Raw genomic sequence first — 13,004 nt, 5'->3', positions numbered from 1 at the left:
CTTATCCTATTTCATTATACATCAAATCAAGACCTTCTCTAATAATATGCTGGTGTGGCTGTTTTGACACACAGATAAATTCTGTAAGTGCAAAATCTTCTGGCGCTACCTCATACATTCCTAAAGCCTCCATCTCATCAAGGTCTTTTACCATACAAGCCTTTAAGATTTGTAGTGGAAAAATATCTAGAGGAAAAACTTCTTCGTAATTACCTGTTACCACAAAAGCACGATGTTCACCATTGGTATTGGTGTCGAGATCATACTTTTTATTTGGTTGCATCCAAGAGAATGTTAATGCTCTAGATGGTGATATTTTATTAAATACTGGCTTATTCCAACCAAAGAATTCGTAATCATCTCCTTCTGGAATCGCCACAAACTCATTAGCGTAATATCCAAGAGCGCCATCTGGTTTTATTTGAGAGCCTGTAAGGACATTTCCTGAAATAAAACGATTAGTGTCGCCATCAACTCCTGCATCGTATGCAAATGTAGATACCTCTGCCCCTATGATTGTTTTATAATATGAAGGCTTATGTACTCCTGAACCCGCTACTGAGATAACTCGAGTTGCGTTAAAATGACCTGTAAGCAACAACTCTCCTATGATCACAAGATCCTGAGCAGCTACTGTCCAAACAGTTTCACCTTTATTGACAGGGTTTATTTTATTGATAAGTGTCCCTACATTTCCTGCTGGGTGAGGTCCTTTTACAGTATGTGTCACAATATCTTTCAATCCTGAAAATACAGAATTACTAGATCCTATAGAAACATGCACTCCTCCAGAGGTAAGGGCGTTCAATGCAGAAAGAGCGGCTTGCAACGAAGCTTCTTTTCCAGAAAGAACAAAATCTAAATCTGGTGAAAGTGGTGCTGTATTAACTCCAGACACAAATATTGCCTTTGGCTCTTTGTTTGGATTGGCAACCACATCATAAGGACGTTGTTTTATAAACGGCCACAATCCACTGGATAACATTTTTTCTTTGATCTCTTCTGGAGATGCAGAAGCACTTAGTTTACCAAAGTCTCTGGAGCCTCCTGAATAATCTGCCTCAATAACAAGATCTGTGATGACACGACGTGCACCACGCTTAATCTCGACAAGTGTTCCTGCGACAGGAGACACAAATCGTATCTGTTCTTGTGATTTTGAGAAAAATAATTCGTCGCCAACTTCTAGTTTTGCACCTTCTTTGACAACCATTTTAGGAGTAATCAGATGAAAATCTGAAGGCCTGATCGTTACAGTTCTTGATCGTGGACATTCAGAAATACGTTTTTCTGCTTCGCCCACCAATCGTATATCAAGACCCTTTTTTATTCTAATGTCTTTTGACATATGTCAGTAGATTTTTGTTATCGAAAACCTTACTATTTTAAGGTGTGCAAATTTACAAATTTATCTACGTTTTTTCGACTCGTAAAAAGGGGATCATATTATTTATAATCATTCTAAATAATTAAAAATTAAGATCACTAAACAAATTGTAAAAATATCTTATGGTTACCGTCGTTTATTAGCAATAAATTAACTGTTTACAATGTATTTGTTTAAGGGTACGCTTTCGCGAAAGCGTATAAAATCAATCTATTCTCGGTATAGATTTTGAGTATATTTGACAAATAACTATCATTTTATGAAAGCATCTGCTGTATTGTTTTTCTTTTGCACTATTATTTTTTCTACTATTTCTATAGCACAAGTAGCCGTAGAAACTCCAGAACCTCCTAATATCAAGTCAGTACAATTTAGAGGTGACACCTTTACTGGGGAGCTACCCACCATAAAATTGGGAATGCCACTACAATTAAGTTTTGATGATATAATTGGAGATGAGCATGATTATTATTACAAAATCACACATCATGATGCAGACTGGACACCTAGTCAACTTGCGCAGGCAGAGTTTATGAACGGTATGGATAATGTGCGTATTCTAGATATTGAAAACTCTGTGGCTACACTGCAACTCTATTCTAATTATCAACTAACCATTCCTAATCAGTTTACAAAAGCTCTTACCAAAACAGGAAACTATTTGATGAGCATTTACGATGAAAATGGAAAACTTACATTTTCAAGAAAATTCATGATCTATAACCCTCAGTTTTTTGTTGGTGTACAAATTAAAAGATCTAGAGATCTTAATTATGTAGACACCAAACAAGTGGTTCGGTTTTTTGTTGATGGAGGAGATCAGCTCATTATTAATCCAAAGCAAACTGTAAATGTTGTTATTTTACAGAATAACAATTTAAAGACGGCGATTACAGGAATAGAACCTCAGTTTACGGTTGCTAATAAATTAGAGTATCGATATGATCAAGAAACTGCCTTTTGGGGAGGTAATGAATTTTTTAATTTTGAAAATAGAGATATAAGAGGTGCTACTGCTGCTATCAGGTATGTAGAACTAAAAAGTTTATACCACAATTACCTCTACACAAATATTGCTAGGTATGACACACCGTATACATTCAATCCAGATATTAACGGAAATTTTGTAATCACAACGCTGCAAGGAAGAACTCCTAGGTCTGAGGCCGAATATGCTTGGATTCATTTTAGCCTAGACTACCCAAGAGTGGAAGAAGGCCAAGAGATTCATGTCTATGGAAATTTTAATAATTATGTGACCAATGAATCCACAAAGCTTGTCTACAATCCTAAAAGATATAGATACGAACTCCCAATGCTTTTAAAACAAGGATTTTATAACTACATATACGTATTTGTAAACAAAGATGGAACCATCAACAGAGAAAAAGCTATCGGTGGTAATTACTGGCAAACTGAAAATGACTATATGGTATTAGTATACTACCGTCGCCCAGGAGGACGTTTTGATGAATTGTTAGGATTAGGAAGTAGTAATTCTTCTGTGATTACAAATTAACAGAAAACTCATATATTTAGGGCATGGAGGAAACTTCGATAAAACCAAGTAGCCGGAAAGCTATAAAGTACCGAGGTGTTGAATGCCTTAATTGCGCTCACCCTTTGGATCTTAGCGATCGTTTTTGTGCCTATTGTGGACAATTAAACACCACAAAACGACTTACGCTTAAAGATTTTTTTAGTGAGTTTATATTAAGTGTATTTACCTATGATTCTCGTTTTAGACATACCTTAAAGGATTTACTATTTAAGCCAGGAACCATTACACGTTATTATGTAGATGGCAAACGTTTTCACTATGCAAACCCATTTCGATTTTTTCTAAGTGCTAGTATATTTTACTTTATCATTTTGGGAGCTTTATCTTTTTTTGGCACAGAGGAGCTTGATTCACCTATTGTAAATATGAACGTTAACGAAGATGCTATTGTAGCTATAGACAATGCACTTCAAGATTCTATACCTAACCTAAAAGGAGTTCCTGCTCAATTTAATGACGACATACAAACTGCTATACAAGAAGCCAAAAAAGAGAGCAAACGCAAAAGAGAAGAAAATGCGACATTAAAAGATTCTCTAGGCTATAAATATACTGCTCAAGCTGATATGGACACTTTAAGTAACATATCACAATTTTTTAAAAAGTTTGAATTATTTAGGGATTTCTATGAAGTTACAGACATAGACAACACTGCGATGGCGCTTGATAGTCTTAAGTATGATAAAACTCGATTAAATATTTGGCTATATGACAAGAACTATGCTATAGAGCGTGTGGAAAAAGATCCGTTGCGGTTTATAAATTACATGGCATCAAAAACTCCTTTCTTTCTGTTTTTCTTTGCGCCTTTCTACGCCTTATTTTTCTGGCTTATCTATTCTAAAAAAAGAGCAAATTACATGGAACACCTTGTCTTCATCTTCCATATTTTTAGTTGGATATTTGTTGTTTTATTACTCTCCCTAATCCCCGATTTCTTCATTTCTAATGATAATATTGTAGCTGCTATCTTGCTTACGCTAATAGGTCCATTTTATTTTTATAAGGCCTTAAGAAACTTTTATAAGCAAAATCGCGTTATCACATTAATAAAATTTGTATTTTTAAATATTGTTTTTATGATATCAACATCAATTTTTGCGTTGATATTCTTTGCACTAACAGCAGCTTTTTATTAAAACAAGATGGTACAACAGGTCACAAGAGGCATTAAAATTTCGGTAGAAACTACCTTTGAAGGCACATTTTATAAAAACTATAAAATGCACTTTGCCTTTGGATATCGTGTGACTATTGAGAATCAGAGTAAAGATTCTGTCCAATTGATGGCGCGTCACTGGAAGATTTATGATTCTTTAAATACGCCTGAAATTGTAGATGGTGAAGGTGTTATAGGAAAAAAACCTGTTCTAAAGCCTGGCGAAAAACACACGTATAGTTCAGGTTGTTTACTCACCTCTCCATTTGGGGCTATGCAAGGGTATTACCACATGGTTAATTTTACAACCACAAGAAAATTTAGAGTAAAAATTCCTACTTTCAAACTAAGTGCTCCCTTTGCTCTGAATTAGAAATTAACTTCTTTCTAATTAAATCGAATCGATACGTTTTCTCTTCTTGTTTTATAGTACAATATGCACAATTGCTGTCATATACAAATGTATATTCTTTTGCAACATCAAAACCTTTGGGAATTTTAGCAACACCCCTACAATCAGGAATACCATCTTCTGTATATCTAGTAATAAGTACTTGGTTATTGGTTGCTTTTTCCAAATAAAACCAAGCACTACTGCCTATCCCTTTTAGAAATTGTGCTCCTTCTGGTATCTCTATGTCGTCTTTACCATCTTGAAAGTACGATTCTGGCACTTTTTTATCAAAATAATTAGTTAGGTTTTCGCGTAAAGCGGTCGAGTTGTAATCAGAAATAACACCATTATATACTTGGTAGACTTTATTAGAAGCACTTTTTTCTACATTCCCTATCGTACTGGGTGTGAATTTTTTATTATGCTTAAGCGCTTTGATGATATGTCTTTCTTCTGTAGAAGAAAGGATAGTTTCAGTCACAAAACGTGCACAATTACTTCCCAAAGCACCAAAAGCTCTATACGGAATACTTCCTTGCTCTTGTAATGTAAGGATGTATTCATGTGCCTTTTCAAAATATACATGCTCGTTTAAAGAAGCTACCAATCTACCTGATCCATGTGTTTTTTCAGGATGGGCATCTAGCCAAAGTAGAAACTCATCTAAATTTTCTAAACCATCATTTGTGATAACAGCTTTAAAGGGAATCTCTAATTCTGCGTCAGTATTTGCCCCTCGCACTCTTCCTGATCCTTCTGGTGTGATATAGCGTCCAAAATCGTAATAGAAGGCATTGCCTGTGACATTTTCTACTAGGACGAGTGCAGCGTGTCCTGCTTTAATATGGGTACGGGTACCTAAGCCTACCAGCGGTAGTATTTTACACATCAGTTCATCAGACATTTTTACAAAGGTGTCTGGAAAGGCTAAGACAATTATTTTACCATTGTATTTCACACGGTTACTATATCAAATTCGGTACGATGTACTTCATCTTTTTGCAAATCAAAATACGTCATTACACAATCGTCATCTGTTTTTTCTACTTGTGTTACGCTTACTGTTTTCAAAAGTCCTCGATCCATACAAACATCTATATTCTTATCTCCTTCGCCTGCGGTGGTATGAAAACGGTGCATATCAGTTGCTTCGAGTCTGTTTTTATTTAAAAAATCTTCAAACCAATTCTGACGTTTTTGTTTCATAGATGCGTTGTACAATGTAGAAGAAGACCATATTTTTGGAGTATCTGGTAATAGTGAGATATGAGCTTTATATCCATCCCACACCAATTCTGTTGCTTTTAATCCTGAACTCCAATCGATCGCTACAATGGTAAAGGGTTCGATTCCTTTATAATCAAATTCATCAATTGCTGCGCTCAAATCATCTGCTTTTAAAAGCTCTTTGACCACAACACCGCGACTCATTTTATAGTTTTCTACGCGAATGTGATTTTCAAAACCCCCATTAAGCAAACAAATCATGCTGTTTTTTTCAGAGATTCCAATCCAAGATCCTCCAGCAACTGCATCTTTTGGAAATAACATTTTTACTCCATCTATCGTATAAAAATCAGGAGCTAAGGTCGTGCGACCCACAGCTTCATCACGGTTTGAAGTAAGAATAAAATCAGAATTTCCTTTAGGAATAAACGTTACTGTACACATAAAAAAATTGGTCAGAAAATTAGCGTGCAACTTACAAAAATTCTACGAATAGTTAGAACAACACACGATATAGGTTGAAGACATATCTGCTTTCGTACTTCGGCGGACTCAGCATAAACTTCGCTTTCGCACTTCGACGGGCTCAGCATAAACTTCGCTTTCGCGAAAGCGTAAACAATTTCGTACCTTCGCATTTCTTAAAATTTAAAACACACAATACCCATGGGAAAAGGATTTTTTCAAGTACCAATTGCTGTCAATGAACCTGTAAAAGGATATGCTCCGGGTTCTCCAGAAAGAGAAGCGGTAGCAGCAGCATATACAACACTTTTAAATACGCACACAGAAGTACCAATGTACATCAACGGACAAGAAGTGCGTACAGGAAACACAAGAACAATGTCTCCACCACACGATCATAAACATATTGTGGGAGAATATCACCTTGCTGAAAAATCACATGTAGAAACAGCTATTGCTGGTGCCTTAGAAGCAAGAACCGCTTGGGCTGAACTTCCTTGGGAGCAGCGTGCAGGGATTTTCTTAAAAGCAGCCGAATTGATTGCGGGGCCATACAGAGCTCGTATCAATGCGGCTACAATGATCGCACAGTCTAAAACGGTACAACAAGCCGAAATTGATGCTGCCTGTGAACTTATAGATTTCTTACGTTTTAATGTTCAGTTTATGACAGACATCTATAATGAGCAACCAGAATCAACTTCAGATGCATGGAACCGTTTAGAGTATCGTCCTTTAGAAGGGTTTATCTATGCCATTACCCCGTTTAATTTCACAGCCATTGCAGCTAATTTACCTGCAAGTTGCGCAATGATGGGGAATGTTGTGGTATGGAAACCATCAGATAGTCAAATGCTTTCTGCAAAGATCATCTTAGACATCTTTCGTGAAGCTGGCGTTCCTGATGGTGTGATTCAAGTGGTACACGGAGATCCTGTGATGATTACCGATACTATTCTTGCAAGTCCTGATTTTTCTGGATTACACTTTACAGGATCAACACATGTATTTAAAGACCTTTGGGCAAAAATAGGAAGCAATATTCACAACTATAAAACATATCCTCGCATTGTTGGAGAAACAGGTGGAAAAGATTTTATCGTAGCACATCCTTCTGCCAAAGCAGATCAAGTAGCGACCGCTATTGTACGCGGTGCTTTTGAGTTTCAAGGACAAAAATGCAGCGCCGCAAGTCGTGCGTACATCCCTGAAAGTTTATGGCCAGCGGTAAAAGAACAGGTCATTAAAGATGTAAGCTCCTTTAAAATGGGATCGCCAGAAGATATGAGTAATTTTATTACTGCGGTGATTCATGAAGGTTCTTTTGACAAACTAGCTTCTTATATAGATCAAGCAAAAGCAGATGCGGATGCAGAAATTATTGTAGGCGGTGGTTATGATAAATCAAAAGGTTACTTTATAGAGCCAACCGTTATTGTCGCAAAAGATCCTAAATACAAAACCATGTGTACAGAGCTTTTTGGCCCTGTCATGACGATATATGTATATGAAGATGCCGATTGGAGCGCTACGTTAAAACTCGTAGATGAAACTAGTGAATATGCCTTAACAGGTGCTATTCTTTCTACCGATCGTTATGCGATACAAGAAGCGACCAAAGCCCTTCAAAATGCCGCAGGTAACTTTTATATCAATGATAAACCAACCGGCGCTGTGGTAGGACAACAACCGTTTGGAGGCGCCAGAGCTTCTGGAACCAATGACAAAGCAGGTTCTGCGTTAAACTTATTACGTTGGGTGAGTCCGCGTATGATTAAAGAAACGTTTGTAACGCCTGTAGATTATAGATATCCGTATTTAGGAGAATAGGTTACGCTTTCGCTAAAACGTATAAAAGAATACTCAAGGCTGCCGAAAGGTGGCCTTTTTCATTCTTTCCTAAACAAATTCACTGTCACCGACGCTAAGTCCGAATTCGGAAATTTCTGCCCTAACCTCTTGTCAGGAAATAAGCCAGCTTCTCCTAATATTTTATGAAATACGGGGACTTCCAAAATATACTGATCTGAAAAACCATGGGTCGCATCATAAGCCGTTACCGCTGTTTTTCCAATATACTTTGAAGCAATTTCTGGCGGGACGGTATGCAATTCAATAACCAACAAACCAAAAGTAGAGACATACGGCGCCCAAAGCTGTATATGTTCTAATAAAGAATCTTCTACGAGATGATTTGGTATCCTTGCGCCTTCATAGGCATAGGCACCTGTAGAATCACTGATTCTTGGTATTTCTCTAGGCTGCGGGGCTTTCCAAATACGATTATGATCTAGAAAAGAACGCACATTTAGGAGGTCGCCCAAAGCAATCCCATAATCGTCTTGTAGGTCTTTTGCCAATCGATTCGGGTCTCCAATATCTCCCCAAACGACTTTCGCCCATATTTCAGCTTGTACGAGATTTCCTTTGGTAATTCGTAAAGCCGCTTCATTATAATCGGCACCTACCAAAATAAGCGGATGCTCATCTAACATACGCCCACGAAGGGTTTGTTTTTCAATCACATTAAACAGATGAATCAAAAAAGCACCATTCCCACATCCCATATCGAGAATGCCTTTGGGTTGCTCTTCAATGGGTTTATTAAATAAATGAATAATAATCTCATCCACTACTTTAAAATAACTCGCATGGGCACCTCCACTTCCCCATACATTCATGGCGCGGTCTACATGCCCCTCTTTGTTTTCATCACCTAAAAGTTTGGCCGCTTTTGGATTTCCGAAAATCAATTCATCCAACATACGCAGGGTAGGAATATAAGATACGGTTACGCCATACGCACTCGCGCGTTTGGCATAAAAAAGCCCTTTCTCCGTAAATTGATAGGTGCCGGAATGAGATGTAAACAACTCAAAATAGCACAAAATATCAAGCAACTCCTTAAAATGACTCGCATCTTTATGAAACTCCTCTGGCTTAAAGCTCGCTTGCATAAAGTACTTATGAAACATCCCTCCCATAGCTAGATGCACAAACGTAGGTCCCAAAATAATCCCTTCAATATGTTTCAACACTTGCTGCTGAATGGTTGCTATTTTTGTATCAGAAGAAATAGCAACCCCATAGTTATTTTGAAAGGCATTAAAAATCTTTTTGAGCATTAAAAAAGGCTCCTTTTCAAATTTTCGATCATGAAACTTTGCTGAAAATCGCTGTAATTTTACCACATCTTCATACAAACCAAAAAGCTCAAAAGCAACCTCACTAGCGGGTGTGATGGTAAAGATAACATCACTTCCATCTTCTTCTATCGCTTTTGTTAGCCAACCTTGAGAGCACAACACTCGTAATGCTACATTGAGATAACCTTCATTTGCTTCATAAGTCTTAGTCAACTCAGAAAGGCGACAACGCTCCTCTTTAAGCAATTGATCTGTGATGCCTTTCACATGGAGTTCATAGGCAACGGGCGCTGTGACAATCCCATCTAAATGCCTAAATAAATCGGATCGATATAGGGTGTTATTTTTTTTGATACTCATAGTTCTAAATATAGTAAAAAATGCTAAAGCTCTGCTTTAGAAAATTTTGAGAATACCATATCTTTTCAAAAAGCCATTACCCACTCAAAAGGCGATTAAAAAATCATAAGGCAGTATACGCTTTCGCGAAAGCGTACAAAGAAAAAACACCATCTATTTTTCTAAATGTGTTAGTTTTCTTATTATTACATAAAAAATTAATCTCCTGCTATTGAATACTATTACATCGTTATTTTTTACTTTCTCTTTATGCTATAGTACTTCTGCAGTAAGCCAGAGCTTCTGTAATCAGTGGAAATTAGTTCAAGAAACAGTGGCAACCCATCATTACAATCCAAAAGCTGTAGATGATGCCATGTCTGAAGCAGTATTTGATCTTGTCATAGAAGCGATTAACGACAAGGGGTTGCATTTTATAAAATCTGATTTTGATGTTTTTGACAAGGACAAACTGCAACTAGATAATTATTTATTGGACAGTGATTGCTCATTTCTAGAAAAGTATGTCACCACTTTTGAAAAAAGAATTCAGGAGTCAAAAGATATCATTTCCGACTTGTCTTCTGCCACACTCACGTACAAAGGAGAAGACACCTTACACTTTAGCCGAGATCGAAGTGATCGTTACTTTAACAGTTTAGAAAGCAAAAAAAGGTATTGGCGTAAGACCATAAAATATAAAACGCTCAGCAAGTATCTTAGCGAAGTTCCTAAAGAAAAACAGCAAGAAACTACTTTCCTAGCTGAAGAAAAAACCTATAGAGCGCAAGCCATAGAAAGTGCTTTATGTCAACTTGATGAGATTCTTACTGTCAAGAATGGTGTACAGCGTCAATTTGAAAATAGAATTTTGGATGCCTACGTAAAATATCAAGACCCTCATTCTTCTTTTTTAGACACACAAGACAAAAACGAATATGAGTCGGAACTTGCTACCTCTCAAATCTCTACAGGAGTGCAGACATTTAAAAATAAAGAGGGCGCTATAGAAGTATCGTATATTACACCTGGAAGTAGCGCTTTTAAAAATAGGGAAATCACCGAAGGAGACATTATCACTTCTGTCACTATACAAGACACTACCATAGACTTATCTTGCTTCTCCAATAACGAATTACAAAGACAATTACAAGACGCTTCTGTAGACGAGGTCGTTTTTAACATTCGAAAAGATGATGGTGTTTTAGCTCAAATCACCCTTGTAAAATCCAAAATAGAAGTAGAAGAAAACAATCTCACTGGATTTGTCATTACTGGAGAAAAACGGATCGGTTTTATAAGTATTCCTTCCTTTTATACCGATTATGAATCGCCAAACGGATTAGGAATGGCCAATGATGTGGCTAGAGAATTATACAAGCTTCAAAAACTAAATATTGACGCCTTAATTATAGACGTACGCAATAATGGAGGCGGCTCTATGAAAGAAGCTATTGATCTTTCAGGGCTTTTTATTGACAGAGGTCCTGTTGCTATTCTTAAAAATCAAGCAGGAGAAACAACCACGCTACGTGATTCAAATAGAGGCGTTGCATTCACAAAACCAATAGCTATTTTAGTGAATGAATATAGTGCCTCCGCATCAGAGTTTTTTTCGGCAGCCATGCAAGATTACAATAGAGCCCTGATTATTGGAGCGACAACCTATGGCAAATCTTCGGCACAAGGGATCATTCCTTTAAACGAGGAAGATGAAGAAAGTGATTTTGTAAAACTAACCTCAAAAACATTTTACAGAGCCACAGGAAAAAGTCATCAAGCGCAAGGAGTGATTCCAGATATCACACTTCCATCTATATATAAAGACATTGCTAGTAATGAAGCTTCAGAAAAATTTACACTTGCTAATGATACTGCTGTCGTAAAATTAAAAGCAAGACCATTACCGCTAATTACCAAGGAACAGCTTATCCAAAATAGTATCGCTAGGGTTAATACAAACACAATATTCAAAACGATCATAGAAAACAATAAAAAACTAGCCATATCCCTTGACGAAGAAGATCATATCCCTATCACATTTACAGCCATAAAAGAATATCTAAAAGCTAGAGAAGACCTATGGGACAGCTTTAGTAATATGTCTAGTAAAAATAATATGCTTACTATAGAAAATACACGTACCACTACTGAAATAAATGGCTACGATGCTACTGCAAAAAAGGCTAACGAACGATTATTAAAAAACATGAGTACAGACCCATATATTATAGAAGCCGCTTATATTCTCAAAGACTATTTAAAAAATTAACACCACTACTATGTTTAAAAAAATACTTCTTATACTCCCTTTTTTGATGTTAACGGCTCATTGTGACGCTCAAAAATTCAGAACTGCCTTAGATTACATGAATTTTATTTCGAGACAACAAGTTCTTATTGTAAAAAGCTCTTGGAGGTATACCCAAGCTTTGGCGCATAGTAAGAATGAAAAAGCTATCGACAAAAAACGTGATATTCTCATTCGATCAATTGACCGTGCTATCATGAAAATCACCAAGGCAACTGGTTTTGAGGGGGAGACTGAGTATAAAGAAAAAGTACTTAATAATCTTCAAATCAATAAAAATCTACTTCTTGAAGAGTATTCTGAGATTATTGATATGCAAGCGGTAGCAGACCAATCCTACGATGCGATGGAAGCCTACATCCTTGCACAAGAACTTGCAGATCAAAAAATGGCGGAGGCTCAAAAAGAGTATGAAGAGAATTTTTACGCTTTCGCGAAAAAACACGATATCAAAATCTTCGATGGGAAATCAGAGTTAGGGAAAAAAATGGAAATCAGTAACGCTGTATTTGATTACCACAACGATCTGTATCTCATCTTTTTTAAAGTCCATTTTAATGAAGGTAATCTTTTAGAAGCTATTGCTGCAAAAGATATTAGTGCGATACGCCAAAATATAAATGCCCTTAAAATGGCGGTGCAAGAAGGCCTTGAGGAGGTAGATAAAAAACCACTTTATAAAAAAGACGATCGTATTGCAAAAGCAACCAAAGAAGTATTTCAAATTCATTTAGATGAAGCAAATAATACCATTCCTCAAATTTTAGACTATTTAGTAATTAACGAGGATTTCGAAAAAATCAAAGCAGCCATTGAGAAAACACCTGAATCAGATCGTACAAAAGAGCAAATAGATCGTTATAATGCCAAGGTAGACGAATTAGAAAGCAAAAGAGAAGCCGTCAACAAACTCATTGACAAGCTCTTTAAAGAACGAAACAAAAAACTAGAAAGACTTGACAAAGCAAACGCTAAGTTTCTAGACAAACATGTGCCTAAATACACGATATAGATC

The 13,004-nt window shown here is 36.7% G+C and carries 10 protein-coding genes; 6 read left to right on the top strand and 4 right to left on the bottom strand.

Annotated features, from left to right (window positions below):
• Position 1 precedes the first annotated feature (1 nt).
• Positions 2-1,348 carry a Na(+)-translocating NADH-quinone reductase subunit A gene (locus ACFO3O_RS18580; protein ID WP_379981627.1) on the bottom strand — a complete coding sequence of 449 codons (1,347 nt, stop codon included), beginning with the start codon at positions 1,346-1,348 and terminating at the stop codon, positions 2-4.
• A gap of 298 nt (positions 1,349-1,646) precedes the next feature.
• Here ACFO3O_RS18580 and ACFO3O_RS18575 point away from each other — a divergent pair, with 298 nt between their 5' ends.
• The 3 genes from ACFO3O_RS18575 to apaG are packed head-to-tail and all read left to right on the top strand — an operon-like array spanning position 1,647 to position 4,480.
• Entirely contained in the window at positions 1,647-2,906 is a 1,260-nt protein-coding gene (locus ACFO3O_RS18575) for a type IX secretion system plug protein (protein ID WP_379981625.1), read from the top strand.
• A 23-nt stretch (positions 2,907-2,929) separates the two neighbouring features.
• Positions 2,930-4,087, top strand: coding sequence for a DUF3667 domain-containing protein (locus tag ACFO3O_RS18570; RefSeq protein ID WP_379981623.1), 1,158 nt, complete (start codon positions 2,930-2,932; stop codon positions 4,085-4,087).
• A gap of 6 nt (positions 4,088-4,093) precedes the next feature.
• Entirely contained in the window at positions 4,094-4,480 is a 387-nt protein-coding gene (gene apaG / locus ACFO3O_RS18565; protein ID WP_379981621.1) for a Co2+/Mg2+ efflux protein ApaG, read from the top strand.
• On the opposite strand, the gene ACFO3O_RS18560 is transcribed toward apaG, so the two are convergent.
• Both ACFO3O_RS18560 and ACFO3O_RS18555 read right to left on the bottom strand, forming a co-directional pair.
• Positions 4,449-5,459, bottom strand: a complete 1,011-nt coding sequence (locus ACFO3O_RS18560) for a DUF6695 family protein (RefSeq protein WP_379981619.1) — start codon at positions 5,457-5,459, stop codon at positions 4,449-4,451. The genes apaG and ACFO3O_RS18560 overlap by 32 nt on opposite strands.
• Complete coding sequence (locus ACFO3O_RS18555) at positions 5,456-6,172, bottom strand: NRDE family protein (RefSeq protein ID WP_379981617.1); 717 nt, start codon at positions 6,170-6,172, stop codon at positions 5,456-5,458. Before ACFO3O_RS18555 ends, ACFO3O_RS18560 begins: the two co-directional genes overlap by 4 nt.
• A gap of 222 nt (positions 6,173-6,394) precedes the next feature.
• On the opposite strand from ACFO3O_RS18555, the gene pruA reads away from it, so the two are divergent.
• Positions 6,395-8,023 carry an L-glutamate gamma-semialdehyde dehydrogenase gene (gene pruA / locus ACFO3O_RS18550; protein WP_379981615.1) on the top strand — a complete coding sequence of 543 codons (1,629 nt, stop codon included), beginning with the start codon at positions 6,395-6,397 and terminating at the stop codon, positions 8,021-8,023.
• 59 nt (positions 8,024-8,082) lie between these two features.
• Here the strand turns inward: pruA and ACFO3O_RS18545 are convergent, their stop codons facing one another.
• Positions 8,083-9,699, bottom strand: coding sequence for a class I SAM-dependent methyltransferase (locus ACFO3O_RS18545; RefSeq protein ID WP_379981613.1), 1,617 nt, complete (start codon positions 9,697-9,699; stop codon positions 8,083-8,085).
• 211 nt (positions 9,700-9,910) lie between these two features.
• On the opposite strand from ACFO3O_RS18545, the gene ACFO3O_RS18540 reads away from it, so the two are divergent.
• The gene (locus ACFO3O_RS18540; RefSeq protein WP_379981611.1) at positions 9,911-11,950 is read left to right on the top strand and encodes a carboxy terminal-processing peptidase; all 2,040 of its coding nucleotides are present in this window, start codon (positions 9,911-9,913) and stop codon (positions 11,948-11,950) included.
• A gap of 10 nt (positions 11,951-11,960) precedes the next feature.
• Positions 11,961-13,001: an LIC11966 family surface protein gene (locus tag ACFO3O_RS18535; RefSeq protein WP_379981609.1), complete on the top strand. Its 1,041-nt coding sequence runs from the start codon at positions 11,961-11,963 to the stop codon at positions 12,999-13,001.
• Positions 13,002-13,004 lie beyond the last annotated feature (3 nt).

It is taken from the genome of Dokdonia ponticola (assembly GCF_042653865.1).
GTDB lineage: Bacteria > Bacteroidota > Bacteroidia > Flavobacteriales > Flavobacteriaceae > Dokdonia > Dokdonia ponticola.
Note: the sequence above shows the minus strand (reverse complement) of the source record. Positions and strands in the feature narration are given on the sequence as shown.